This window comes from Bradyrhizobium sp. McL0615 (assembly GCF_049993905.1).
Classification (GTDB): Bacteria; Pseudomonadota; Alphaproteobacteria; order Rhizobiales; family Xanthobacteraceae; genus Bradyrhizobium.
Window position 1 is genome coordinate 2,561,532 of record NZ_CP188254.1, and the last position, 23,887, is coordinate 2,585,418.

25 protein-coding genes are annotated in these 23,887 nt (G+C 63.5%); 13 read left to right on the plus strand and 12 right to left on the minus strand.

From position 1 onward, the window contains the following. Positions 1-448: 448 nt before the first annotated feature. Both ACPPVP_RS12315 and ACPPVP_RS12320 read left to right on the plus strand, forming a co-directional pair. Complete coding sequence (locus ACPPVP_RS12315; RefSeq protein ID WP_426534483.1) at positions 449-1,696, plus strand: hypothetical protein; 1,248 nt, start codon at positions 449-451, stop codon at positions 1,694-1,696. A 71-nt stretch (positions 1,697-1,767) separates the two neighbouring features. Next, positions 1,768-2,964, plus strand: a complete 1,197-nt coding sequence (locus tag ACPPVP_RS12320; RefSeq protein WP_426534485.1) for a TAXI family TRAP transporter solute-binding subunit — start codon at positions 1,768-1,770, stop codon at positions 2,962-2,964. A gap of 118 nt (positions 2,965-3,082) precedes the next feature. Here the strand turns inward: ACPPVP_RS12320 and ACPPVP_RS12325 are convergent, their stop codons facing one another. Next, positions 3,083-4,711 (minus strand): fatty-acid--CoA ligase, encoded by a 1,629-nt coding sequence (locus ACPPVP_RS12325; protein ID WP_426534487.1) that lies wholly within the window; start codon positions 4,709-4,711, stop codon positions 3,083-3,085. A gap of 85 nt (positions 4,712-4,796) precedes the next feature. Between ACPPVP_RS12325 and ACPPVP_RS12330 the strand changes: the two genes are divergently transcribed. Beyond that, positions 4,797-5,918, plus strand: coding sequence for an extensin family protein (locus tag ACPPVP_RS12330; protein ID WP_426534489.1), 1,122 nt, complete (start codon positions 4,797-4,799; stop codon positions 5,916-5,918). Between the two features lie 28 nt (positions 5,919-5,946). Here ACPPVP_RS12330 and ACPPVP_RS12335 read toward each other — a convergent pair whose 3' ends face one another. Next, positions 5,947-6,636, minus strand: coding sequence for a L,D-transpeptidase (locus tag ACPPVP_RS12335; protein ID WP_426534491.1), 690 nt, complete (start codon positions 6,634-6,636; stop codon positions 5,947-5,949). Positions 6,637-7,035: 399 nt separating this feature from the next. Here ACPPVP_RS12335 and ACPPVP_RS12340 point away from each other — a divergent pair, with 399 nt between their 5' ends. Further along, positions 7,036-8,013, plus strand: a complete 978-nt coding sequence (locus ACPPVP_RS12340; protein WP_426534493.1) for a magnesium transporter CorA family protein — start codon at positions 7,036-7,038, stop codon at positions 8,011-8,013. 129 nt (positions 8,014-8,142) lie between these two features. Continuing rightward, entirely contained in the window at positions 8,143-8,364 is a 222-nt protein-coding gene (locus ACPPVP_RS12345; protein WP_426534495.1) for a hypothetical protein, read from the plus strand. Positions 8,365-8,484: 120 nt separating this feature from the next. On the opposite strand, the gene ACPPVP_RS12350 is transcribed toward ACPPVP_RS12345, so the two are convergent. Together ACPPVP_RS12350 and pdxH are read right to left on the minus strand one after the other, a co-directional pair. After that, positions 8,485-9,237, minus strand: a complete 753-nt coding sequence (locus ACPPVP_RS12350; protein ID WP_426534497.1) for an SDR family NAD(P)-dependent oxidoreductase — start codon at positions 9,235-9,237, stop codon at positions 8,485-8,487. A gap of 40 nt (positions 9,238-9,277) precedes the next feature. Beyond that, positions 9,278-9,919: a pyridoxamine 5'-phosphate oxidase gene (gene pdxH, locus ACPPVP_RS12355; RefSeq protein WP_426534499.1), complete on the minus strand. Its 642-nt coding sequence runs from the start codon at positions 9,917-9,919 to the stop codon at positions 9,278-9,280. 122 nt (positions 9,920-10,041) lie between these two features. Between pdxH and ACPPVP_RS12360 the strand changes: the two genes are divergently transcribed. Both ACPPVP_RS12360 and ACPPVP_RS12365 read left to right on the plus strand, forming a co-directional pair. Further along, positions 10,042-10,449, plus strand: coding sequence for an RT0821/Lpp0805 family surface protein (locus ACPPVP_RS12360; protein ID WP_426534501.1), 408 nt, complete (start codon positions 10,042-10,044; stop codon positions 10,447-10,449). Positions 10,450-10,580: 131 nt separating this feature from the next. Next, positions 10,581-11,543: a DnaJ C-terminal domain-containing protein gene (locus ACPPVP_RS12365; protein WP_426534503.1), complete on the plus strand. Its 963-nt coding sequence runs from the start codon at positions 10,581-10,583 to the stop codon at positions 11,541-11,543. A 400-nt stretch (positions 11,544-11,943) separates the two neighbouring features. On the opposite strand, the gene ACPPVP_RS12370 is transcribed toward ACPPVP_RS12365, so the two are convergent. Both ACPPVP_RS12370 and ACPPVP_RS12375 read right to left on the minus strand, forming a co-directional pair. Further along, entirely contained in the window at positions 11,944-12,714 is a 771-nt protein-coding gene (locus tag ACPPVP_RS12370; RefSeq protein WP_426534505.1) for an anti-sigma factor family protein, read from the minus strand. A 58-nt stretch (positions 12,715-12,772) separates the two neighbouring features. Next, entirely contained in the window at positions 12,773-13,261 is a 489-nt protein-coding gene (locus tag ACPPVP_RS12375; RefSeq protein WP_426534507.1) for an RNA polymerase sigma factor, read from the minus strand. 184 nt (positions 13,262-13,445) lie between these two features. On the opposite strand from ACPPVP_RS12375, the gene ACPPVP_RS12380 reads away from it, so the two are divergent. From ACPPVP_RS12380 to ACPPVP_RS12395, 4 genes are all read left to right on the plus strand, one after another. Next, positions 13,446-13,571 (plus strand): hypothetical protein, encoded by a 126-nt coding sequence (locus tag ACPPVP_RS12380; RefSeq protein WP_426534509.1) that lies wholly within the window; start codon positions 13,446-13,448, stop codon positions 13,569-13,571. Between the two features lie 7 nt (positions 13,572-13,578). After that, the gene (locus ACPPVP_RS12385) at positions 13,579-14,178 is read left to right on the plus strand and encodes a histidine phosphatase family protein (protein ID WP_426534511.1); all 600 of its coding nucleotides are present in this window, start codon (positions 13,579-13,581) and stop codon (positions 14,176-14,178) included. 167 nt (positions 14,179-14,345) lie between these two features. After that, positions 14,346-15,434: a chorismate synthase gene (gene aroC, locus ACPPVP_RS12390; protein WP_426534513.1), complete on the plus strand. Its 1,089-nt coding sequence runs from the start codon at positions 14,346-14,348 to the stop codon at positions 15,432-15,434. A gap of 5 nt (positions 15,435-15,439) precedes the next feature. Beyond that, positions 15,440-15,838, plus strand: coding sequence for a hypothetical protein (locus ACPPVP_RS12395; protein WP_426534515.1), 399 nt, complete (start codon positions 15,440-15,442; stop codon positions 15,836-15,838). Positions 15,839-15,913: 75 nt separating this feature from the next. On the opposite strand, the gene ACPPVP_RS12400 is transcribed toward ACPPVP_RS12395, so the two are convergent. Then, complete coding sequence (locus ACPPVP_RS12400; RefSeq protein ID WP_426534517.1) at positions 15,914-17,608, minus strand: GMC family oxidoreductase; 1,695 nt, start codon at positions 17,606-17,608, stop codon at positions 15,914-15,916. A gap of 120 nt (positions 17,609-17,728) precedes the next feature. Here ACPPVP_RS12400 and ACPPVP_RS12405 point away from each other — a divergent pair, with 120 nt between their 5' ends. Then, the gene (locus tag ACPPVP_RS12405; RefSeq protein ID WP_426534519.1) at positions 17,729-18,913 is read left to right on the plus strand and encodes an adenylate/guanylate cyclase domain-containing protein; all 1,185 of its coding nucleotides are present in this window, start codon (positions 17,729-17,731) and stop codon (positions 18,911-18,913) included. A 16-nt stretch (positions 18,914-18,929) separates the two neighbouring features. On the opposite strand, the gene ACPPVP_RS12410 is transcribed toward ACPPVP_RS12405, so the two are convergent. Together ACPPVP_RS12410 and clpS are read right to left on the minus strand one after the other, a co-directional pair. Next, the gene (locus ACPPVP_RS12410; RefSeq protein ID WP_426534521.1) at positions 18,930-19,256 is read right to left on the minus strand and encodes a hypothetical protein; all 327 of its coding nucleotides are present in this window, start codon (positions 19,254-19,256) and stop codon (positions 18,930-18,932) included. Positions 19,257-19,512: 256 nt separating this feature from the next. Continuing rightward, positions 19,513-19,818 (minus strand): ATP-dependent Clp protease adapter ClpS, encoded by a 306-nt coding sequence (clpS, locus tag ACPPVP_RS12415; protein ID WP_426534523.1) that lies wholly within the window; start codon positions 19,816-19,818, stop codon positions 19,513-19,515. Between the two features lie 414 nt (positions 19,819-20,232). Between clpS and ACPPVP_RS12420 the strand changes: the two genes are divergently transcribed. Next, positions 20,233-21,105 carry a DUF1194 domain-containing protein gene (locus ACPPVP_RS12420; RefSeq protein WP_426534525.1) on the plus strand — a complete coding sequence of 291 codons (873 nt, stop codon included), beginning with the start codon at positions 20,233-20,235 and terminating at the stop codon, positions 21,103-21,105. A 170-nt stretch (positions 21,106-21,275) separates the two neighbouring features. On the opposite strand, the gene ACPPVP_RS12425 is transcribed toward ACPPVP_RS12420, so the two are convergent. The 3 genes from ACPPVP_RS12425 to ACPPVP_RS12435 are packed head-to-tail and all read right to left on the minus strand — an operon-like array spanning position 21,276 to position 23,858. Beyond that, the gene (locus ACPPVP_RS12425; RefSeq protein ID WP_426534527.1) at positions 21,276-22,529 is read right to left on the minus strand and encodes a class I SAM-dependent RNA methyltransferase; all 1,254 of its coding nucleotides are present in this window, start codon (positions 22,527-22,529) and stop codon (positions 21,276-21,278) included. Further along, entirely contained in the window at positions 22,522-23,277 is a 756-nt protein-coding gene (locus tag ACPPVP_RS12430; protein WP_426534529.1) for a TlyA family RNA methyltransferase, read from the minus strand. Before ACPPVP_RS12430 ends, ACPPVP_RS12425 begins: the two co-directional genes overlap by 8 nt. A 17-nt stretch (positions 23,278-23,294) precedes the next feature. Next, positions 23,295-23,858 carry a nucleoside 2-deoxyribosyltransferase gene (locus ACPPVP_RS12435; RefSeq protein ID WP_426534531.1) on the minus strand — a complete coding sequence of 188 codons (564 nt, stop codon included), beginning with the start codon at positions 23,856-23,858 and terminating at the stop codon, positions 23,295-23,297. Between the last annotated feature and the right edge of the window lie 29 nt (positions 23,859-23,887).

The following is a 23,887-nucleotide window of genomic DNA, read 5'->3' on the forward strand; positions in this document are numbered from 1 at the left end:
GTTGGAGTCCGTCTGGCCGGCGGCGGGCCGGGCTGCAAACTCGCAGCTTGAGACCACGACGGGCCGCGAATTTCAAGGTTCGTGCGCGAAACAAGTCAGGCGCTGCACGTCATGATTGCAACCTTGCCGGTTAACCATCCCTGTAAATTGATTATTAGTTGTACATTGAAGTAGGTCCAACTTTCGTCTACCTCTTGCCGCCGGGTTGTCGTATTTGCCGTTACACGGGACTGTCCTGCACGGGACACGGCGAACACCAACCCTAAGGGGAAACGGCGGGTGTCAGCCGCAAGCGCTGCAGGATGATCTCAACTTCCGGTCCTTGTTGCCGGGCGGAGCCGCAAAGAGCGGTTGCGTCCATCCGGAGTTTCAGGGATCATTCGCATAGGGCGCAATCGGCATACGTCCGCGAGGCTGGTGGATAGCCTCATGGGGGCGAGTGTTCAGTATGAGTGATGCAAAGCACGAAGGATATCTCGGTCCGAACGATCCGGAATATTATGCGCCGCGCGAGCTGAGGGACCGGGCAACCGGCGAGCAGCCGAGCCCGTCGCTCGTGCAGAATAATGATGGATGGCGTCCGCGAATGCCGACGGAAGGACCGTCCTTGCAACCATTTGGCAAGCCTGCACGTCGCCAGGATTCCGAAATTTTCACGAAGGCCGTCGCGCAGGCCATGCAGGAGGCGAGGGACATGGCGCCGGTCGAAGCGCCGTCCGTGCTCCGCGACCTGTCAGGTCGGCGCGCACTGCTTCAGCAGGTCATCCGTTTCTCGATCGCGGTGGCGATTGCGGCGAGCATCGCGACGCTTCTCGTCATGGCGATTCCGTCTTCGCAGCGTCCCGCCGGCCAGGACAGCGCCTCGCTTGCGGCCGCCTGGCAGTCGGTAAAATCGTCGGTCACCCCGGCGCAGCAGCCGGCGCCGCCGCCGAAGCGTACCGCGACCTTGGCCGTGCAGGACGGCAGCGGCTTCGCCAATGATCCCGTGCCGCTCGGAATTCACGTCGGCGCTCCGCCGCCCGGCGCGTTCGTATCCATCAACGGACTGACTACCGGCGCCCGGCTGACGTCCGGCAAGCGTGTCGGCGCCGGCGAATGGCGCGTGCCGGCGACAGAGATTTCAGGCGTGTCGGTCATCCCGCCGGAAGGATTCACCGGCCAGATGCTGGTCACAGCGGAATTGCGTGACGAGGCCGGCGTGGCTCTCACCGGCACCTCCACGCGGTTGACCTGGCAGTCAGCGGCGCCAAGCCTTGCCGCGGTAGCGCCAAGGGTCGCTGCGCCGCCGCCGGTCGTTGCACCGCCGCCAGTTGTCGTGGCACCACCGGTTGCCGTGGCGCCGCCGGTCGCCGTGGCGACGGCCGCGCCGTCGGCGATGCCGGCCTCGCCGCAGGCTGAGGTCGTGCGCAGCCTCGATCCGAGAGAAGTCGCTACCCTGATCAAACGCGGGCAGGAGCTGCTCGCCAGCGGCGACGTCCAGTCGGCGCGGTTGTTGCTGATGCGCGGCGCCGAGGCGCGGGATGCGCGGGCGGCACTGCTCGTCGGCACGACCTATGATCCGGCGCTGCTCAGGCAGATCGGCGCCGACGGTCCGATGGCGGACGTTGCCCAAGCCCGCATGTGGTATCAGCGGGCAAAGGAATGGGGCGAACCCGACGCGCAGCGAAAACTGGAGTCGCTGGCACTGTCGCGCTGATTTCGGCGCGGCGCGTTCGCACGCGCCCGTCAAAGTATTTGAAGTTGTTTTTTGAGTGCTGGAGTTTTTCCATGACGACGCGATACGCTTCCGGCGTGGCGCTTTGCTGCGCTGTCGTGCTGATGTGCGCGACATCGGCCTTCGCCCAAGGTGCTCCTCAGGGCAACAAGGGCGAGGTGGATCCCGCCGCAGTGAGCGACGGACTGAAGGCAATATTCAGCTATTCCGGCGGCAACAAGAGCACGCGCGAACGGCTCAACGCCAACACCGTTACGGTCGTGACGGGCACGATCGGCGGCACCTACGTCCAGTTCGGAGCCGACCTCGCCTCAGTGCTCGACGACGGCGACGAGATGCGCGTGCTGCCGATCGTCGGTCGCGGATCGGTGCAGAGCATCGCGGACATCCTTTTCCTCAAGGGGGTCGATCTCGGCATCATGCGCGCCGACACCCTCGATTACCTGGAAAGGAAGGGCTACACCGGCAACATTCGCGGCCAGTTCGCCTATATCACCAAGCTCTACAACGAGGAGATGCACGTCGTCGCCAAGACGTCGATCAAGAGCCTCGGCGATCTTAACGGCAAGCGCGTCGCCGTCGACCTGCCGAACGGAGGAACGTTCGTCACCGCGATCACGATCTTCGAACGGCTTGGCATCAAGCCGGTCTATGCCTTCATCGAGCAGCGCGTCGCCTATGAAAAGCTGAAGAGCGGCGAACTCGATGCGGTCGTGGCGGTGCAGGGAAGCCCGTCCAAGGCCGTAAGCCAGGTGAAGGGAGACGACCTGCACTTCGTCCCGATCCCCTATAGCGGGCCGCTGCAGAGCGATTATCTGCCGTCCGAGCTCAGGGCGGAGGACTACCCGTCGCTGATCCCGCCCGGCGGCCGTGTCGACACCGTCGCGGTGCCGGCGATCCTGGCCGCCTACAACTGGGGGCCGAAGACCGAGCGATACCGCAAGGTCGAGCATTTCGTGAAAATATTCTTCGACCGCCTGAAGTCGCTGCAGCAGCCGCCGTTCCATCCGAAGTGGAAGGAAGTGGTGTTGAGTGCGCCCTTGAAGGGATGGACGCGCTTTCCGGCGGCCCAGGAATGGCTCGACAGGAATGCTACCGTCGCTTCCGACACGCGCCAGAGGTTCGAGCAGTTCATGGGCGCGCAGGCCCGTGACACCAGCGGACAGGACAAGCGGCCGGCGGAAGACGACGCGGCGCTGTACCAGCAATTCCTGAAGTGGAAGGAAAGCCAGCCGGCCGCCAGCCGCTAGGTCTGCCTGCCGCCACGCCGGGGGCGTCAAAAGGCGCAATTCCGTACGCACCTAAGGAAAAAAGGTCCGCCTTCCTTTGCCGGAGGGCGGCCTTTTTGAATCGCGCGCCGGCTTTGCCTTACGCCGCGGCGTTCGGGAAGCGATAGCTCTTGAACTGTTCGCGCAACGCCGTTTTCAGGATCTTGCCGGTCGCGGTGTGGGGTATGCCGTCGACAAAGGCGACGTCGTCGGGCATCCACCATTTGGCGATCTTGCCGTCCATGAATTTCAGGATGTCCTCGCGGCTCGCTTTCTGGCCCTGCTTGAGCTGGATGATCAGCAGCGGACGCTCGTCCCATTTGGGATGATAGACGCCGATCACAGCGGCTTCCGCGACCGCGGGATGGCCGACCGCGAGGTTTTCCAGGTCGATCGACGAAATCCATTCGCCGCCGGACTTGATGACGTCCTTTGAGCGGTCGGTGATCCGCATATAGCCATGCTCGTCGATAGTCGCGACGTCGCCGGTGTCGAAGAAGCCTTCGTCGTCGAGGATGTTGTTGTCGACCTTGAAATAGGCCTTGGCGACGGCGGGGCCGGCCACCTTGAGACGGCCGAAAGTCTTGCCGTCCCACGGCAGTTCCTTGCCGGCATCGTCGGTGATCTTCATCTCGACGCCGAACGGCGGGTAGCCCTGGGTCTGCAGGATGTCGAGCCGCTCCTCGCCGGCGAGTTCGGCAAACGGCGGCTTCAGCGCGGCGACGGTGCCGATCGGGCTCATCTCGGTCATGCCCCAGGCGTGGCGCACGCGAATGCCCATGTCGACGAACGACTTGATCATCGAGCGCGGCATTGCCGAGCCGCCGCACACCACGCTCTTGAGGTGGGGAAGCTTCAGATTGCCGGCCGCCATGTGGTTGAGCAGCATCAGCCATACGGTCGGCACGCCGGCCGTATGCGTGACCTTTTCGGTGTCGAGCAGTTCATAGACCGACGCGCCGTCGAGCTTGGCGCCCGGCATCACGAGCTTGGTGCCCATCGAAGGCGCGGAGAAGGCGATGCCCCAGCTGTTGGCATGGAACAATGGCACCACCGGCAGCATTGTCTCGGCGGCGCTGGTGCCGAGAGCGTCGACATTGTTGGCCATCAGCCCGTGCAGCACGTTGGACCGGTGCGAATACAACACGCCTTTTGGATCGCCCGTGGTGCCCGAGGTGTAGCACATGGCGGCTGCGGTGTTTTCGTCAAAATCCTTCCATTTGAACTTGCCGTCGGCTTCCGCGATCCAGTCCTCATAGGCGACCGCGTTCTTCAGCGTGGTCTGCGGCATATGCGCCTTGTCGGTCAGCACGATGTAGCGTTCGACGCTGGGCAATTGATCGGCGATCTTTTCCAGGATCGGCACGAAGGTGATGTCGACCATCACCGCGCGGTCCTGCGCATGGTTGATGATCCACGCGATCTGGTCGGGGAACAGCCGCGGATTGACGGTGTGGCAGATCGCGCCGATTCCCATGATGCCGTACCAGGCTTCGAGATGGCGCCAGGTATTCCAGGCGATGGTGGCTATGCGATCACCGAGCTTGATGCCGTCTCGGTCCAGCCGTTGCGATACTTTCAGTGCGCGTGCATGAATTTCGGCGTAATTGGTGCGATGAATAGGCCCTTCGACCGACCGCGTGACGACCTCTTGCGTGCCGTGATACTTCGCCGCGTGTTCGATAATCCGATGGCACAGCAAAGGCCAGTCTTGCATCAATCCGAGCATACGCACTTCCCTCCGATAGCTTGTTCGTTGCCGCACGATCCGCCGACATTACGGGGCGGATCGGTGGGTGGTTCATGGAATTGACATGAACTGTACCGCGCAGAACGCAAGCCGAAAATGGGGTTATGACGCCTTTCGCCGCATCGAACCGGCAATGGTTACCGCTGTAACGGTGGCGCTGCTGCTTGGCATGCCAACCGGGCCGGCCATTGCAGCGAAAGCCTCCCGCCCGGCGCCGTGGGGCGACCTGTTCAGGGATGTTTCGCCAAGAGAACGGGGAGCGGCGCGCCACGCGGCGGTACCGCTGCCGAAGCCGCGCCCGCTCGAGGCGCCTTCAGCCGAGCAAGAGAAACCCGACAAGGAGCAGCAGGCATCTCACCCAAACGGCAAGCCCGCCCAGCAGGCCGCGCCTGCACCGCCGCCCACGCCAGAGCCGTCGGCCTGCCGGCTGGCGCTGACCGACGAAGTCGCCATTGCGCCCAGCATCCCCGACATCAAGGGCGATGGCGGCTGCGGGGGCGAGGATCTGGTGCGGCTGGAGGCGATCGTGCTGCCGGACAAGCGTCGGGTTTCGGTGAAGCCCGCGGCCATTCTGCGCTGCAAGATGGCGGCAGCACTGGCGGACTGGATTCGCAGCGATATCGCGCCGCTGGCGGAGCGCCTCGGCAGCGCCGTCTCCGACCTCGACAATTTCGACTCGTTCGAGTGCCGCGGCCGCAACCGCGTCGTCGGCGCAAAACTCTCCGAGCACGGCCGCGCCAACGCGCTCGATGTTCGCGCCTTCAAGTTCGCCGACGGCAGCACGATCTCGCTGACCGATCGCACCGTGCCGCGGGGATTGCGCGAGAGCGTGCTGCATTCCGCGTGCACGCGGTTCTCGACCGTGCTCGGCCCGGGCTCGGACGGGTACCATGAGGACCACATCCATCTCGACCTGATGGAACGGCGAAACAATTACCGGATCTGCCAGTGGGACGTGTGGGACGCGCTGCCGCAGAAAGCGCCGCTATTGCCGGCCGAGCGGCCCGACGAAGCGCCGCCGCGCGAGGTCGCTGCCAAGCCGGACGACGCCAAATCGGACGCTACCAAGGCTCATGATGCCGAGTCCGAAGCGCAAAAGTCCGATGCCGAAAAATCCGACGAGGCCGAGCCGCCGCGCGAGGAGAAACCTGCAAAGAAAAAGCGCCGGCAAAACCGGCGCTCTTGATCTTCGGCTGTGAAGTAACCGGCGTCGGTTACTGCGGCATCGGGCCACTCTGGCCGCCGCCCTGCAGCGCCATCTTGGAATTGTACGGCGAGTCGCCCTGTTTGGGGGCGAGCACGACGACCACCGTGCCTTGCTTGACCCGGCTGTAGAGGTCGATGACGTCCTCATTGGTCATGCGGATGCAGCCCGACGAGATCGAGGCGCCGATATATTCCGGCTGGTTGGTGCCGTGGATGCGGAACAGGGTGTCCTTGTTGCCCTGGTAAAGGTAGAGCGCGCGGGCGCCGAGCGGATTGTCGACGCCGCCGGGCACCGAGGCAGGCAGGCCTTCGATGCGCTTGTGAATGTCGGCGGTGGGCGTCCATTTCGGCCATTCGGCCATGTTGCCGACCTTGGCGATGCCGGAGAAGGCGAGGGCTTCCTCGCCGACGGTGACGCCATAGCGGATCGCCTTGCCGCTGTCCTGCACCAGATAGAGGTAGTGATTGTCGGAATCGACCACGATGGTGCCGGCCAGTTCCTTGCGGTGATAATCGACGATGGCGCGGCGGAACGGCTCCGCGGGCGGCACGGCAGCGTAGCGCGCCTTGGCGAGCTGGGCCTTGTCGCTCGGCTTGAGGGTGGCTTCAGGGGCGGCCTGATAGGTGGTTGCCGGCATGCAACCAGACAACGCAAGGCCGGCGGCGAGCAGCCCGAAGATTACTTTCAGCGACGACATGGCACACTTTCCAATCGAAAATCCGGCGTTCGCAGCAACAATGTTGCGCCTTAAACGCGACGATTCCATTAAGCGCACTATCCGCAAAAACCGGTAATTATGCCAGCGTTTGCGCGTTCGCTTCGCGTTGCGGGAGCGCGGCTGTGGCTTTTATGCCGCAAATTTTGCGACTTCCGGTTGATTTCTGGGCAGGGGGTACGCCGAGGCCGAAGTGCGGCCGCGTGGGCGCCACCTCACTGCCACAAATATGGATCGGCGGTTAATCCGCGGGTCATGAAGCGCTTGCCAGAATCGGGTTTAGTGCCGCTGGTGCTGGTAGCGTTTTCGGGCGAAGCAGGCACCGGTCCGCGTCCAAAAAACGTCACGACGTGAGATTGCCGCCCAGTTCCGGAGTTGCCCATGTTTTCGGTGTTTGTTCCCTCGGAATCCTCCTTGAAGAAAGTTCCCGCCGCGGATCCGGCGGCGCTGCCGGACAATGCGGTCTGGATCGACCTGCTGAACCCGACGCAGGAGGAGGACCGCGCGGTCGAGCGGCTGGCCGGGATCGCGGTGCCGACCCGGGAGGACATGCAGGAAATCGAGATTTCCAGCCGGCTCTATATCGAGAACAGCGCCCGCTACATGACGGCGACGCTGATGTGCCAATCCGACACCGACATGCCGAAGACCACAGCTGTGACCTTCATCCTGGCCGGTCACCGCCTGGTCACGGTGCGCTACGACGAGCCGAAGCCGTTTGCCCTGGTCGAGCACAAGCTGGCGCGCTCATGCATGCCCGGGATATCTGGCGAAATGGTGCTGATGGAACTGCTGGACGCGGTGATCGACCGCTGCGCCGACATCCTGGAGCGCGCCGGCGCCGAGGTCGATCAGGTCTCCCACGACATTTTCGAACCCGAAAGCGAGCGCCACGGCCAGGCCAAGCGATACTCCCAGATCCTGATCGCGATCGGGCGCAAGGGGGATTTGACCTCCAAGGTCCGGGAGAGTCTGGTCTCGATCGGCCGCGTCGTCACCTTCCTGTCGGCGGTGCTGGAGGGCGCCAAATGGTCCAAGGACATGCGCGAGCAGCTCAAGACCATGCAGCGCGACGTCGTCTCGCTGACCGATCATTCGTCCTATCTCTCCAACAAGATCACCTTCACGCTCGACGCCATGCTCGGTGTCGTCAATCTCGAGCAGAACAACATCATCAAGCTGTTCTCGGTGATGGCCGTCGTCCTGATGCCGCCGACGCTGATCGCCTCGATCTACGGCATGAACTTCAAGATGATGCCGGAACTCGAATGGGCGCACGGCTATCCGATGGCGCTCGTCATGATGCTCATGGCAGCGGTGCTGCCGTACTTTCTCTTCAAGTGGAAGAAGTGGCTGTAAGACAACTGTTCCCGCGGTTCCCGACGTGCGAAAGATCGACTCAACCCCACCGCTAAAATTTGAGCGGTGGACTGAACGAATGGTCGAAACTTGTCTGCGATAACGTGTATCTCAAGCCGCGAGGATCCCATGGTTGAGAAACTCATAATGTCGCCACGTAACGTCATCGATCTTGCGCGCTATCAGCAGGGCCGCGTCGTTGGCAAGGCGCAGGCGTTCTCGACGCGGCTTTGCCGGCACTGCGGTGCAGTGCTGGCGGACGGCGAGAACGAGGACGAGTGTTCGAGCACGTTCAATCTCGACGCGGCGTCCACACTGCGCACGGCGCAACGAAAGCTTTACGCCGAGTGAACGGCGGACTCGAATTAGCGTAGGATGGGTAGAGCGCAGCGAAACCCATCAATCCCTGCGCAGAAAAGTGATGGGTTTCGCTGCGCTCTACCCATCCTACGAAATCTTGTTCGTCGCGCCCTAGACGTGCTGGCCGCCGTTGATATGGATCTCGGCGCCGTTCACGTAGGAGCTGGTTTCCGTACACAGCACATAGATGATCTTGGCGACCTCGTCCGGCGTGCCGAGCCGGTGCATCGGAATCTGCTGCTCGACGATCTTCTCGGTGCCCGGCGACAGGATCGAGGTGTCGATCTCGCCCGGCGCGATCGAGTTGACGCGAACGCCGACGCGGCCGAAGTCGGACGCCATTTCCCGCGTCAGTGAAGCAAGCGCCGCCTTCGAGGTCGCATAGGCGACGCCCGCGAACGGGTGCACGCGCGAGCCCGCGATCGAGGTGACGTTTACCACCGCGCCCTTGGCGTGCTTCAATTCCTCGATCAGGCCGCGCGCCATCATGATCGGCGCAAAGAAGTTGACGCGAAACACGTGGCTCCAGGTTTCGATGTCGGTGTCCATGGTGCTGAGCCGGCCGCCGTTCGCAGCCTTCGGCGAGATCGCGGCGTTGTTGACCAGCGCATGCAGCTCGTCGTTCTCCAGGCGCTTGCGGATCTCCGAAATCGCGCGCGTCGTGTCGGCGTGATCGGCGAGGTCGACCTCGATGTGATCCTCCGGTCCGGCGCCCCACGGGCAGACCTCCGGAAACGCATGCCGCGAGCAGGTGATGACGCGCCAGCCGGCGGAGGAGAAGCGGATCGCAGTGGCGTGGCCGATGCCGCGGCTGGCACCGGTCAAAAGCAGCGTGCGCCGCGGCGCGTTGGATGAAGAGGGCATGCAGGTCTTTCAGCTTTCAACTTGGTCAGGGCGTTTGGCGTCAGGGATAGAGCCTCACCTTCGACCACGCGCCGTCAGGCGCATCGCGGCGGAATTCGATGCGGTCGTGGAGACGGAACGGGCGGTCGTGCCAGAATTCGAAACGTGCGGGGTGAATGCGCCAGCCGCTCCACCCCTGCGGGCGCGGCACGTCGCCGATCATGTGTTTGGCGGCGACCAACGCGATCGCCTGCTCGAAGGCAAAGCGGCTCTCCAGCGGCTGCGACTGCTTGCTGGCCCAGGCGCCGATCTGCGCCTGTTTCGGCCGCGTGGCGAAATAGGCGTCGGCTTCCTCTGATGTCACCGGCGACACGTTGCCGCGGATGCGGACCTGACGGCGCAGCGACTTCCAGTGAAATAGTAAAGCCGCCTTAGGATTTGCGGCGAGTTCGCGGCCCTTCTGGCTGGCGATGTGGCTGTAGAACACGAAGCCATCCGCATCATAGCCCTTCATCAGCACCATCCGGACATCCGGCAGCCCGTCAGGGTCGACGGTCGCCAGCGCCATCGCGTTGGGATCGTTCGGCTCGGACTTCACGGCTTCCGCAAACCATTCGGCGAACAGCGCAAACGGTTCCTCGGCCGCGGTAAAATCACCCGATGTTAACGGTGCCGGGTGTTTGATGGAGGTCGTGTCCGTCATGGCAGGAGTTCCAGTTGCTTACCCTCGCGTCTCAGAGCGCGTTGCAGCCCGGTTACGGGCTCGCCCTATATAGGGCATGGGGACGCATTGGCCTATCGGCGATCGGGCCAGGCGGCGCGGTCATGACGTTGATTTTGATCGGTCTCAGCTCGGGCGGCTGCAGCCTGTCGCGCCCGGACGCCTACGCCAGGATGGAAGCCGCCGACGTCACGGGTACGCTGAGCAAGCAGCCAGCGACGCCGCCGATGCCGACCGAGAGCGATCTTGCCTTTGCACGCACCGCCGCCTCCGACGTGCTGACCAAGGGCGACAAGGATTCCAGCCAACCATGGGAAAACCCGGAGACCGGCGCGCGCGGCTCGGTGACGCCGCTGTCCCAGGCCTATTCGGCGGAAGACGGGCGCACTTGCCGGGATTTTCTGGCAAGCTATGTCAACGGTCGAGCGGAAAGCTGGCTGCAGGGCGCGGCCTGCAAGGCCAACCACGGCCGATGGGAAATCCACACGATCAAGCCCTGGACGCGGGGATAAGGCCAAAAAGGTTTTCATGCGAGCCTGCGAGGTAGTTGCAAAAATGCAACTGGCTCCCCAGATGAAGCCAGAGGGGGCGAATTGCCCTAAGCTTCAACAACAACCGAATTCCCGTGAAGGAGACCTGACGGATGCGCGACCCCTATGAGGTCTTGGGGGTGCCGCGGGGCGCCAGCGCTGCGGCGATCAAGAGTGCCTATCGCAAGCTCGCCAAGAAGCATCACCCGGACAGCAACAAGAACGATCCGAAAGCCGCGGAGCGTTTTTCCGAGATCAACTCGGCCAACGAGATCGTCGGCGACGAGGACAAGCGCAAGCAGTTCGACCGCGGCGAGATCGACGCCGAGGGCAAGCCACGCTTTCAGGGCTTTCCCGGCGGCGACCCGCGCGGCCGCGCCGGCGGGCCGGGCGGCGGCTTCGAGTCCTACAGTTTTCGCACCGGCGGCGGTCCGGGCGGCGCAAGCGGGGCGGGCTTTGAGGATATCCTCAACAGCATGTTCGGCGGCGCGGCCCGGGGCGGACGTCCGGGCGGTGGCCGCACCTTTGAATTCGACACCGGCGGGATCGGCCTCGATCTCGATCTGAACGTTGCGATGACGGTGTCGCTGGAGGAGGCGGTCAAGGGTGGGGAAAAGCGCGTCCGCCTGCCGACCGGCAAGGAGCTCAACGTCAGGATTCCGGCAGGCGTCGTCGCCGGCCAGCAGATCCGGCTGAAGGGGCAGGGCGAAACCGCGCCGGGCCACCCGCCGGGCGATCTCCTGATTACGGTCAGCGTCGCGCCGCATCCTTTCTTCAAGGTCGATGGCAGCGATCTGCGCCTGGATCTGCCCATCGCGCTCTATGAGGCCGTGCTGGGCGGCAAGGTCCGGGTGCCGACGCTCGGCAGCGCGGTGGAGCTGTCGATTCCGAAAAATACTTCCAGCGGCCGCGTCTTTCGCCTCAAGGGCAAGGGCTTGCCCAAGGCGGGAGGAACCGGGGACCTGTTCATCACCACCCGAATTATTCTGCCTGACGGGAACGACGCCGAGCTTGAGGCATTGATGGAAAAGTGGCGCGAGGGCCACCCGTATAACCCGCGCAGCGATTTCGGCTGAGTCGAGTAGTGATTCGGCGGCGATTCGCGGCGTAAAAAGGCTTGTCCAGGGCTTAGGGTCTCGAGGAAAGAATCGGCCTATTTCCCGGAAATCTAAGGGTTTTCTGGAAAAGGGGCGGCCTCGAAAGGGGGACCAGCGCGGTACCAAACCCCGATCGAGGCCGCTTGCGCCGATCGGCGGATCGAGCGCTGCTCATTTTCGCGTGATCACCCGGTGCATTAATGAGACGTACCGGTGTTTTGATTCCAGATTTTCGATGTCAGAATTGGGACAAGACGGCTTGGCGTTGCCTGGCTGCCACTTTTCCTGCCGCAAGCGGATGGATCGAGGCGCAATCGGGCAACACGCCGTCCGGTCGCACTGATCCCGGGTTTCGCTGCGCGTTACCCGGGCTACAGGTTCAGGTCTTCTTCTCCATCTGGTCGTAGACCGCTTGGGCGATCTGGGTCAGCCGCCCCCGGTCAGCGCCGGTGGACACCACGACATACACGACGCCGTCATCGGCCCAGAACAGCGTGCTCTCATTGCCTTCCGCCGCGAATCGCATCTGCGTCGCCTCGGCATCCGATTTTGCGGTGTAGATCGTGAAGCGCTCGCCGGAAGCGCTCTCATACATCATGAAGGATGCCGGACCCGCAGAACCCGGCAACAGCCGCCCGCCGACCAGCTTCAATCCGGCGCCTGCCAGTTCCGGTGCGCGTACGGCCCAGCCGCAGCGCTTGGTCAGCCATTGCTGCAGATGGCTGCGTTCGCTGCCCGGCACCTCGACGGGGTGGCGCACTTCCACCACGTAAAGCCGGTGCGCCTCGATCGCGTTCACCGTCAGGCTTTGAAAGGGGGAGGGCCCTGCCGCAGCGCCGCGCGCGAACCAGCCAACGCTGCCGCCAACGATGAACGCCGCCAGCGTGGCCGCGATCGCGCCGTAGACCCATTTGCGCGGCTGTCGCACCAGCCGTTCGATCTCGAGCCGCTTCGGTACTGCCTCGTCGATCACCGAATCGTATCTGGCATGCAGCGCTTCGGCCATCGTGCGCCACGAATGAACCCGCGCGGCATCGTCGGGATGCGAGGCGAGCCACGCCTCGACATCGCCGCGGCGTTCCGCCGGCAACTCGTTGTCGACGTAAGCATGCAGCTCGTCTTCGGTGACGGGAATGTGGGGATCGGTCATTGTCGTGGTCTCTGTCCATTCCTGGTCTGTCTATGCATCACGCCTGTCACTCGCATCTTCATTTCACCCGCCGCAGCGCCGTGCGTTCGCCCTCGAGCGAAGCTTTGACGTGCGCGCGTGCGCGGGCAAGCCGGGACATTACGGTGCCGATCGGCACGCCCTGGATGTCGGCGACCTCGCGGTAGCTCAGCCCTTCCAGCATCACCAGCAGCAGCACCGAGCGCTGTTCTTCCACCAGCGTCGCCAGCGCGCGGGCGATATCGCGGCCCTCGGCCTCGGTGCCGCTGGCATCCGGGTTGTTGTCGAGCAGCGGCATGAATTGCGGCCGCCGCGCCAGCGACCGCCGCCGGTTCTTGTTCAAATTGGTCAGGATCGTATAGAGCCAGCTTCTGACGTCGCCGCCGAGAAACAGTTTTTCCGAACGCAACGCACGCACCAGCGTATCCTGCACCAGATCGTCGGCGATGTCGGCATCGCGCGCGAGCGCACGTGCATAGCGACGGAGCGCCGGAATCATGGCTTCGACACTTTGACGAAACGCGGTCATCGGCACCAGATTGCAAAGGGTTGCAAAAGTTACGAGGGCGCGAACGCCTTATCGAACATAACACCTAATCGGCTCATCTATTCCAGCCATTGAGGCGCATCGAAAACAGCGTTAATCCGGAAGCAGATTCAGGCTCGACCGCGTCGGAGTGCTGGTGTACCTCCAAGCTCACAGGGACGCGCAATTGGAAAGCAAGATGTCGCAAAAATCAGGTCTGCAGGGCAAACGCAGGGTGATCCTCGGCATCGGCAAAGCGCTCCGATGCGCCCGACAATTCGCTCTTCAATTTGCCGAGCAGGAAATAGCCTGACAGTCCGATGCCAGCGCCCGTGATCTACTACATCCGCCATGGCGAGACGTCGTGGAACGCGGAAGGCAGGCTGCAAGGCACGCAGGACGTTCCGCTGAACGATCTCGGCCGCAAGCAGGCGGCCCATGCCGGCAATGTCCTCGCCGATCTCCTCACGCGCGATGGCTGCGACAAGGCGACGCTGCCGTTCGTCGCAAGTCCGCTGCAGCGGGCGCGGGCCACGATGGAATTGGTGCGTGGCGCGCTGGAGCTGCCGCCGGAAAAATATGCGCTCGACGATCGCCTGCGCGAGATCGGCTACGGCGTCTGGGAGGGCTCGACGCTGGCCGAGATGCAGGCCGCCGATCCCGTGCTCTATGCCAAGCGGCTGACGGCGAAATGGACGATGGCGCCGGAAGGCGGCGAAACCTACGCGCAAGTGCAGGCTCGGATGCGCGAGTGGTACGATTCCGTCGATAGCGACACCGTCGCCGTGGCCCATGGCGGCACGGCGCGGGCGCTGATGGTGGCGCTCGGCATCGAAACGCCAGCCAGCGCCGCCGACCTCCTGATCGAGCAGGGCGCGGTTTATGTGTTCCGCGACGGCGGTTTGCGGAAGTATAGTTAAGGGCGGCGCCCACCGCCGTCATTCCGGGATGGTCCGAAGGACCAGACCCGGAATCTCGAGATTCCGGGTTCGATGCTTCGCATCGCCCCGGAATGACGGTTGCCGGTTCGACCGCCGCGCGTTACGACAAGTCAGAATTGACTTACTTTGGCGAGCAAATAGCGCAAATGTCCCACAACACCTTCGGCCACCTGTTCCGGGTCACGACCTTCGGCGAGAGCCACGGGATCGCGATCGGCTGCGTGGTCGACGGCTGCCCGCCGCTGATCCCGCTGACATCAGAAGATATCCAGCACGATCTGGATCGCCGCCGTCCGGGACAATCGCGCTTCACCACCCAGCGCCAGGAGCCGGACGCCGTAAAGATCCTGTCCGGCGTGATGGCGCATCCCGAGACCGGCGTGCAGGTGACGACGGGGACGCCGATCGCGCTGTTGATCGAGAACACCGATCAGCGCTCCAAGGACTATTCCGAGATCAAGGACAAGTTTCGTCCGGGGCATGCCGACTTCACCTACGAGGCCAAATACGGTCTGCGCGATTATCGCGGCGGCGGGCGCTCGTCGGCGCGCGAGACGGCTACGCGCGTCGCCGCCGGCGCCGTCGCGCGCAAAATTCTCCCCGACGTAAAAGTGCGCGGCGCGCTGGTGCAGATGGGCCCGCACAAGATCGACCGCGACAAATGGGATTGGGACGAGATCGCGCGCAATCCGTTCTTCTGCCCGGACAAGGACAAGGCCGCGTTCTTCGAGCAGTATCTCGACGGCATCCGCAAGAGCGGCTCCTCGATCGGCGCCGTGATCGAAGTGGTGGCCGAAGGCGTGCCGCCGGGATGGGGCGCGCCGATCTATGCCAAGCTCGACGGCGAACTGGCGGCGGCGATGATGAGCATCAACGCCGTGAAGGGCGTCGAGATCGGCGCAGGCTTTGGCGCCGCCGAATTGTCGGGCGAGGAAAACGCCGACGAGATGCGCACCGGCAACAACGGCACGCGCTTCCTGTCCAATAATGCCGGCGGCGTGCTCGGCGGCATCTCGACCGGCCAGCCGGTGGTGGTGCGCTTTGCGGTGAAGCCGACCTCGTCGATCCTGTCGCCGCGCAAGACGGTGGATCGCGCCGGCGCCGACACCGACATCATGACCAAAGGCCGCCACGACCCCTGTGTCGGCATCCGCGCGGTGCCGGTCGGCGAGGCGATGATGGCCTGCGTGCTGGCCGATCATTTTCTCCGGCACCGCGGCCAGGTCGGCGGGTAGATTTTGTGGCGCGGATTAGCGTTCAGCGCCGCGTCAGTCTTTCGGGCCCTGATCTGTTTGTGAATTTGACAACAGGCACTGCCGAACTGGTGTCGAGGTCCGCTGACTATCATCAATCGATGCTGCTTACACTGCCGGAGCTGGGCGAGATCGTCAGCGGCGCCTTGCTGGCGTGCGAGAATAAGGATCTGAGTGAGATTCAAGTTAGAGACCTCACGTTGAGAGTGGACGCTCGGCTGGAACGTACTCCCAAAAGCATCCTGCAGAGGCTGTTCTTTCCATTCGTCTTGCGGCGACAAATGATTGTTGTGTTCCGATCCAACGCAATGCAACTGGATGCAGTTGTCGGCCGCGCGACGTTCACGGCTGCACTGAAGGAGTTGTCAGATTTGCTCTCGGCTTAGCGAGAAGAGCGTTGGCAGGGGACGCGTGAAAACGTAGGGCGGATTACGCTAACGCTAATCCGCCCTACGGCTCCCTCACTGCATCGCGTCTGCAATCTTCTCCGCCGTCATCAGGACCGGGAAATTGGTGTTGGCGCACGGCACCACCGGGAAGATCGAGGCGTCGACCACGCGCAAACCCTGCACGCCCTTGACGCGGCCCTGGGTGTCGACGACCGCCATCGGATCGTCGGGGCGGCCCATCCGGCATGAGCAGGAGGCGTGCCACACGCCGATCGCCGCCTTGCGCACGAAGGCTTCGAGTGCCTCGTCGTCGCTCATCACCTGCTCGAACGTAAAACCTTCGACGACGAAATTGTCGATCATGTAGTGGCGCAGCGCCGCCGGCCCGTCCATCAGCTTTGCGGCGATGGCAGTGAGAATCCTGTTCTTGGTGTTGACCACCCCGATCTTGCGCACGCGGTCGGAATAGGCGGCCGGGAATGGCTTGTCGGTCACCGCCTTGAGCGGCGCGCTCATCTGCAAGCCCGCCATCTTGCGAAAGCCGCTCATCAGTCGGTCGAGATCGCGCCGGTCCGACAACAGGTTGAACTCGACAATCGGCTCTTCCCGCGGGTCGCGTGAGGAGAGTTTTACCTGACCGGTCTCCGAATAGGTCTTGTTGACGAAGGTGAGCAGTGAGCCGATCTGCTCGCCGACCGCATGCCAGGCCGACTTGGTGATGACGACGACGAACATGTCGCCGGCGGGAATGCCCGGAAGCCCCGAGGAATAGCGCAGTCCCATCTGCATGTGACGTCTGGTGTGCGCGTTCATGCGCGCGCCACGACGGACAAACGAGGACAGCGAGATGGAGGGGTGGTCCATCAGGCGCTGGCCGACGCCCGCGAGGCCCGCCAGCACCGGAATGCCCATGTCTCTCAGGTGTCCGACCGGTCCGATGCCGGCGCGCAACAAATGCGTTGGCGAATGTATAGCGCCGCACGAGAGGATGATTTCGCGGCCGCGGAACTCCTGCTCGCGGCCATCGACGAGTGCCTTGACGCCGACGCATTGCGTGCCTTCGAACAGCAGCTCCTTCACCTGCGTCTTGGTCGATATGGTCAGGTTGGCGCGCTGGCGTGTGGCGCGATCGAGATAGCCCATGGCGGCCGAGACCCGTTGCTCGTCCTGATTGGAGTGCGTCACCGGAAAATAGCCGTCGACAAACTCGCCGTTCTGGTCGGGCAGGAACTTGAAGCCGGCTTGCTTGCAGGCCTCGGCCATCGCCTGCGAATGCTTGGTCCAATGCGCTTGCGGAATACGGCGGACGGGAATGCGCCCATCCTTGCCATGGAACGGTCCGTCGAAATCGAGGTCGTGCTCGACCTTCTTGAAATAGGGCAGCACGTCGTCCCAGCTCCAGCTCGTGGCGCCGCGCGCTTCCCACTCATTGTAATCCGTCGGCGCGCCGCGATTGGCCATCTGGCCGTTGATCGAAGACCCGCCACCCAGCACGCGCGCCTGCTCATATTTCCGTAAGGGCGGCCTGGCCTCGTCGGGATTGTTGTGACTGACAACCTGGGTCGTGACCTTGAGTTCGGTCCAATGGAAGCGCGGATCGAAATACGCTGTTCCCGGATAGCTGTCGCGAATCTCTGCTGGTTCGTTGCCCGGCGGCGTGTCCTGGCCGGCTTCGCAGAGCAGGACTTTATTGGCACTTTTGGCAGAGAGGCGGTGGGCCATGACCGAGCCCGCGGACCCTCCGCCAACGATGATGAAGTCGTACACTTTGACGTTTCCTTTTGTTTTATATCGTCAGGCTAGCGCAGCTCTGCCACCGGGTCACGCCACCTGTCGTGGTAGCGTGTGCTTGACCTTTCATGGGGTTGCGCGGCAAATACCGGCGTCATGGATGCATCGAAGCTGCAGGAATTGACCGACTGGCTGATCGACGGCGGGAGATCCGCGGCCAGCCCGATCCGGTTCATGGCCGAGTGCTGCGAACGGATGGTCGCGGCGGGGCTGCCGCTCTGGCGTATCGGCGTCTTCGTCCGCACGCTGCATCCCGAGATCTATGGCCGCAATTTCATCTGGAAGCCGGGCTCCGAGGTCGAGACCGGCACGGTGGACTACCATATCCTGGAGTCACCGGAATTTCACACCAGCCCGTTGAAGATCGTTTTCCAGCAGGGGCTGGAGGTTCGGGTCCGGACCGATGATATCAGGAGCAGCGGTTTTCCGATCGTCGATGAACTTCGCGCCGAAGGCGTCACGGATTATATCGCGCTGCCGCTGCCCTTTGTCGGCGGCACGGTGAATGCCTCGAGCTGGACCACGAAACAGCCGGGCGGATTTACGGAAGAACAATTGGCGGCGCTGCGAAGGGTCGTGACGCCGCTGGCGCGGGTGATCGAGATCATCAGCCTCACTCGCACCGCGGCGAGCCTGCTGGATACCTATGTCGGCAACCGCGCCGGCGAACGCATCCTCGGCGGCCAGATCAGGCGCGGTCATACCGAGACCATGAATGCCGCGATCTGGCTGTCCGACCTGCGCGGCTTCACCTCGCTGTCCGATCGCGTGCCGGCGGAAACCGTGGTCGACGTCCTGAACAATTACTTCGACTGCCAGGTTACCGCGATCCGGAATCATGGCGGCGAAGTGCTGAAATATATGGGTGACGGCCTGCTCGCGGTTTTCCCGATCGATGAATATGTCGGCGACGAGGAACAGGTTTGTTCGCGCGTGCTCGAAGCCGCCCAGGAATCCCGCGCCAGCGTCGCCGACTTGCAATATCCGATCGGCGACGCCGTCGAACGGTTTCGCTTCGGCGTCGCGCTGCATGTCGGGCGAATTCTCTACGGCAATATCGGCGGCGGCAACCGGCTCGACTTCACCTGCATCGGACCTGCGGTGAACCTCGCAGCACGGCTGGAAAAGATCGCCAGCCAGACCAGGCGCACCATCGTGGCATCGGAAGGATTTGCCGGCTTCTGTCGGGGAGGCTGGAGCGATCTCGGCGAGTTTCCAGTTGCCGGCTTCGCCAAGGCCGCGCGCGTCTACGGCCTGGCCGACGAAACCTCGGCGAACTGAGGGCGGTGGCCGCCCGTCACTTCTTCGCACACTCCTTCGAACCGGGCTTCGCCTCCGCGCATTTCGGCTTCTGGGCAGCCGTATAAACGATGACAGGCTGTGTTCGCGGATGATGCCGATGCACGACAGGCCGGCCGATTGTCGTTACCGGCTTGACCACCGTATGGGTGCGAACAGCCGGATTGACGCGAACAACTGGATTGACGCGATCAACCGGCGCAACGTGAACAGGAGCCACGCGAACGACCGGCGCCGGGGCGACGCGGACAACAGGCGCGACATAGGTGCCGGCCATCGCCGGCGTTGAGATCAGCAGCAATGTGGTAGCGACGATTTTCCTCATAGCCTTGTTGTTACTCCAATTTGAACGGCAGCAAGTAGCTCCCGGCGCGGCCGGCGTCGGTCGCGCGTGTTGGTCTCGACAATGTCCGTGGTGAAGACCGCGACCACAGGGTCAGCGGCGATGGGCTCGTATCATGGTCTTATGGATCTGTTTCCCGGTGATGCGACAATCCATCGTGAGTAGTAAATACAAACCACATGGACGTAAAGTCGTCGTTGACCGCTGCTGCGCTGCGCTTCATCCGGGCTACGGGAAATCATTCTTCCGGCTCGGTCGTGAACAGGAGCGGGTAGCCCTTGGCGCGGCCGGCGTCGGTGGCGCGCGTCGCCTTGGTCTCGGCGACGTCCTTGGTGAACACGGCGACGACGCAGACGCCGCGGCGGTGCGCCGTGATCATCACCTTGTGGGCCTGATCCTCGGTCATACGGAATTCGGCCTTCAGCACCGTGACGACGAATTCGCGCGGCGTGAAGTCGTCATTGACCAGGATGACCTTGTGCAGGCGCGGCCGCTCGATCTTGGTCTTGACCTTGGTCTTTGGCGTGACGGTGGTACCGGCCATTTCTAGTCCCGAAGCGAACGAACCCAAGACGGGCCGGCAGCGCTCAGTTGGCGCGGCAATCCGCCAATCGCTGCGCTATGTCCTGATCGCCGCGGCTGACGGCCGTCTCGATCAGCTTACAGACTCCCGCCCGGTTCTGAAACTGGGCGGCAGGCTGTCATTTGCGGGAAGTTTTGCGGCGTAACCATGATCGTGCCAATGCGGCTCCTGGCAGCCGCATCGCAGGCGTCGCGCCGGGTGCTGCAATCGTTCAATTCGTAGGCAGGTAGCGCAATCCGCAAGCGGAACCGGTCGAGCAGGCCGGACGGTAGGCGAATCCCGATCCTAACCCGAATGTGAAGGACAAATGATTTCAGCGCTTTGCGCCGGCCGTTTTGCATGTCACCATCACTGTCGTTCGACGGGAGGGCCGCAATGCGCTGGTATGTCTCGATCGGGGTCGTGCTTGTCGCGGGCATACTCGCCGGCGGCGACGTGGCGAGTTTTGCCGCGCCGAACCCCACGAACCGGCCGGGCCACCAGCCGAACGCCGCCAGCCGCCAACTGGCCGACAAGGAAGCCAATCCGAGCGTCGACGTCGAACTCGTGCTTGCCGTCGACGTTTCCTATTCGATGGACTTGGATGAACTCGCGCTGCAGCGGGAGGGCTACGCGCAGGCGATCGTCTCCAAGGAATTTTTGCAGGCGCTGAAGAGCGGCCCGAACGGCAGGATCGCGATCACCTATTTCGAATGGGCGGCCTCGACCGACCAGAAGATCATCATCCCCTGGCGCGTGATCGACGGGCCCGAGACGGCCGATGCCGTCGCCAATGAAATCCTCAAAACTCCGATCCGCCGCGCGTCGCGCACCTCGATCTCGGGCGCGATCAACTTCGCCATGCCGCTGTTCGACGAGAACCCGCACCGCGGCCTGCGGCGGGTGATCGACATTTCCGGCGATGGCCCGAACAACAACGGCGCGCCGGTCGTCATCGCGCGCGATGCCGCGGTGGAAAAGGGCGTCGTCATCAACGGCTTGCCGATCATGGTGAAAGAGCCGTCTTACTCCACCATGGATATCGACAATCTCGATCTCTATTACGAGGACTGCGTCATCGGCGGCCCCGGCTCGTTCGTCGTCACGATCAAGGACCGTGAGAAGTTCAAGGAAGCGATCCGTACCAAGCTGCTGCTGGAAGTCGCCGGACGCACCCCCGAACGCCCGGTCGTGCCGGCCGCCGGCCGGGAAGCGCGCGTCAATTGCATGATCGGCGAGAAGATCTGGCAGGACAGGTGGGGAAGGTGAGGGTTCTTATCTTCCCATGGAGGGGGAGGATCGGCGCGCGTAAGCGCGGCGAGGTGGGGTGACAGTCTCTCCACTCGGGCACTGTTGGATATGGAGAGACCGTCACCCCACCCCGCCGCTCATTTCATGAGCGGCGACCCCCCCTCCAGGGGAGGGTGAAGACAGGGCGCTTATCTTCTAAACCTCGCCACCAATTCCACATGCGGCGTGTGCCGGAACTGGTCGATTGGCGTGACGCCGTCGATCTTGTAGCCGCCGTCGATCAAAGTCTTCGCGTCGCGCGCAAATGTCGTGACGTTGCACGATACCGAAACCACCGTCGGCACCTTGCTCGCCGCCAACTGTGTCGCCTGCGCCTGCGCGCCCTGCCGTGGGGGATCGAACACGACCATGTCGTAGTCGCGCAATTCCTGCGGCATCAGCGGGCGGCGAAACAGATCGCGTGGCTCGGCCCTGACCGGCTTCAGCCCCGAGGTGGATGTCGCGGCCTTCTGCAAGGCGGTGACCGCGCCCGCATCGCTGTCAAAGGCGGTTACCCGCGACTTGGCCGCCAGCCGCAGCGCGAAGGGGCCGACGCCGCAGAACAGGTCGGCAATATGTTTGGCGCGCTTGCAATGCTCGGAGACGAGCGCGGCCAGCGTTTCCTCGCCGGCCACCGTTGCCTGCAGGAACGAGCCGGGTGGCAGCGCCACCTGGGCCGGGCCGATCGAAATCACCGGCGGTGTTCGCATCAAGACCAACTCGCCATGGCGCGTCAGCCGCGCCAGCCGATGCTGTTCGGCGATGCGCGACAGCCGTGTGATCAAGGCCGTCGATAGCGGGCCGGAGCCGCGCACATCGACATCGAGCCCGCTATTGGTCGCGGTGACCTGGATGTCGAGCGGCTTGCCGATCGAAATCAGCGGCTCGGCGATGGCCCAGGCCACCTCGATCGCGCCGTTCAGATGCGGGTCGAGGATCGGGCAGCGGTCGATCGGGATGATGTCGTGCGAACCGGCCGCCGCATAGCCGACCTTGAGCACGTCGTGGGTTCCCATCCGCGCATGAAGTGTGATGCGCCGGCGGCCTGCGCCATGGCCATCGGCCAGGGGCGCGACGTCGCAATCGATTCCTGCCTGCGCCAGCGTCGTCACCACGAGCTCGCGCTTCCACGCGCGATAGGGGGTGGTATCCCAGTGCTGGATGGCGCAGCCGCCGCAGACGCCGAAATGCGGACAGAACGGAGCGATCCGCTCCACGCTTGCGGCCTCGACCGCGAGCAATCGCCGGCGGTCGGGATGGTGGCCTGGGACCGCGCCAACGTCGACCGTTTCGCCGCCCAGCGTATACGGCACGTAGATATTGCCCCCGCCGGCGATGGCGATGGCGACGCCGTCGCCGTGATGGCCGACATGATCGATGACGAGGCGCTCGCTGTCAGCCACGGCGTGCGCCCATGAAGAATTCTATATTGCCGTCGCCGCCGGTGATCGGCGAGGGAAACACCTGGATATCGGTGCAGCCGAGCGATGTCGCGAATGCCGAAATATCGTCGCAGATTTCCTGATGCACCATCGCGTTGCGGATGATGCCGTGCTTGGAATGCTTTCGTTCCGCTTCGAATTGCGGCTTGATCAGCGCCAGGAGATGCATCGGCGCGGCGGCAAGCGACAGCGCCACCGGCAGCACCGCCTTCAGGGAAATAAAGCTGACGTCGATGACGACGATATCGGGCCGCGCGGGCAGCCGCTTGCCCTCGAACTTGCGGATATCGGTTTCTTCCATCGACACGATTTTGGGGTGATCGCGCAGCGAGGGGTGCAATTGGCTGCGTCCGACATCGATCGCGAAGACGAGGCTCGCGCCGTTTTGCAGCAGCACCTCGGTGAAGCCGCCGGTGGAGGCACCGACGTCGAGGCAGACATGGCCCTCGATCTCGATCGGATACAATTCCAGGGCGCCGGCAAGCTTGACGCCGCCGCGCGAGACATAGGGGTGCGCGGGCTGCGCGGACAATTCGGCACTGGCGGCGATCATCTCGGATGGCTTCGACACGGGCCTGCCGTCGGCGATCACGCCGCCGGCGTCGATCGCCGCGCGGGCGCGGGCGCGGCTTTCGAACAGGCCGCGCTCGACCAGCAGCACGTCCACGCGCTTGCGGCCAGAAGTCTCGCTGTGGTTCCTGTCAGCCAATGTCCGTCCGATTTGCGTCAGTTCGATTTGCCGATGGCGCGATCCGCCGCAAGCGCGACGCAGGCCTCGAACGAGGTGAGATCGTGCCAGATATCCGCAGGTCGCTGCCGCGGCGTCACCAGTCTAGCACCATGCAGATCGAGCGTGTGGATCATCATCAAATTGTCGGGCAGGCCAAAATCTTCCACCGTCAGTCCGTCATCGTCGACCAAATGGCCGGTCGCGGATTGGGTCACGCCATAGATCCGCTTTACGCGCTCCACATAGACCGCGGGGTCGTTGCTGTAGGCCAGACAGAACTTGCCGCGGCCGGCCATGTAGCCGAGTTCATAGACCGTGCCCGAGTCCGCACTGGGGCCGCGAAACGGCGTCAAATTGGCAATGATCGCGTCCGCCGCGTCCATCATGGCCTCGTTGCCCTTGAAGATTGCGAGCGAGGCATCGGCGGCCGAAAGATCGACCGCATTGTCGAGCGGATAGAGCCCGCTCACACTATGGCGGGCACAGATCGCGGCCTTGCGTCGCCCGATCTCGATGGCGTCCGGCAGGAACACGTCGGGACCTGCCAGATAGATCTTCATGGGGATTTACCGGCGAAAGAGCCAGCGCT

Bases quoted from the DNA above. Each gene is read 5' to 3' on its own strand.
- ACPPVP_RS12315 (WP_426534483.1), top strand. From the start codon at position 449: ATGAGTGATGCAAAGCACGAAGGATATCTCGGTCCGAACGATCCGGAA.
- ACPPVP_RS12320 (WP_426534485.1), top strand. From the start codon at position 1,768: ATGACGACGCGATACGCTTCCGGCGTGGCGCTTTGCTGCGCTGTCGTG.
- ACPPVP_RS12325 (WP_426534487.1), bottom strand. From the start codon at position 4,711: ATGCTCGGATTGATGCAAGACTGGCCTTTGCTGTGCCATCGGATTATC.
- ACPPVP_RS12330 (WP_426534489.1), top strand. From the start codon at position 4,797: ATGAACTGTACCGCGCAGAACGCAAGCCGAAAATGGGGTTATGACGCC.
- ACPPVP_RS12335 (WP_426534491.1), bottom strand. From the start codon at position 6,636: ATGTCGTCGCTGAAAGTAATCTTCGGGCTGCTCGCCGCCGGCCTTGCG.
- ACPPVP_RS12340 (WP_426534493.1), top strand. From the start codon at position 7,036: ATGTTTTCGGTGTTTGTTCCCTCGGAATCCTCCTTGAAGAAAGTTCCC.
- ACPPVP_RS12345 (WP_426534495.1), top strand. From the start codon at position 8,143: ATGGTTGAGAAACTCATAATGTCGCCACGTAACGTCATCGATCTTGCG.
- ACPPVP_RS12350 (WP_426534497.1), bottom strand. From the start codon at position 9,237: ATGCCCTCTTCATCCAACGCGCCGCGGCGCACGCTGCTTTTGACCGGT.
- pdxH (WP_426534499.1), bottom strand. From the start codon at position 9,919: ATGACGGACACGACCTCCATCAAACACCCGGCACCGTTAACATCGGGT.
- ACPPVP_RS12360 (WP_426534501.1), top strand. From the start codon at position 10,042: ATGACGTTGATTTTGATCGGTCTCAGCTCGGGCGGCTGCAGCCTGTCG.
- ACPPVP_RS12365 (WP_426534503.1), top strand. From the start codon at position 10,581: ATGCGCGACCCCTATGAGGTCTTGGGGGTGCCGCGGGGCGCCAGCGCT.
- ACPPVP_RS12370 (WP_426534505.1), bottom strand. From the start codon at position 12,714: ATGACCGATCCCCACATTCCCGTCACCGAAGACGAGCTGCATGCTTAC.
- ACPPVP_RS12375 (WP_426534507.1), bottom strand. From the start codon at position 13,261: ATGACCGCGTTTCGTCAAAGTGTCGAAGCCATGATTCCGGCGCTCCGT.
- ACPPVP_RS12385 (WP_426534511.1), top strand. From the start codon at position 13,579: ATGCCAGCGCCCGTGATCTACTACATCCGCCATGGCGAGACGTCGTGG.
- aroC (WP_426534513.1), top strand. From the start codon at position 14,346: ATGTCCCACAACACCTTCGGCCACCTGTTCCGGGTCACGACCTTCGGC.
- ACPPVP_RS12405 (WP_426534519.1), top strand. From the start codon at position 17,729: ATGGATGCATCGAAGCTGCAGGAATTGACCGACTGGCTGATCGACGGC.
- ACPPVP_RS12410 (WP_426534521.1), bottom strand. From the start codon at position 19,256: ATGAGGAAAATCGTCGCTACCACATTGCTGCTGATCTCAACGCCGGCG.
- clpS (WP_426534523.1), bottom strand. From the start codon at position 19,818: ATGGCCGGTACCACCGTCACGCCAAAGACCAAGGTCAAGACCAAGATC.
- ACPPVP_RS12420 (WP_426534525.1), top strand. From the start codon at position 20,233: ATGCGCTGGTATGTCTCGATCGGGGTCGTGCTTGTCGCGGGCATACTC.
- ACPPVP_RS12435 (WP_426534531.1), bottom strand. From the start codon at position 23,858: ATGAAGATCTATCTGGCAGGTCCCGACGTGTTCCTGCCGGACGCCATC.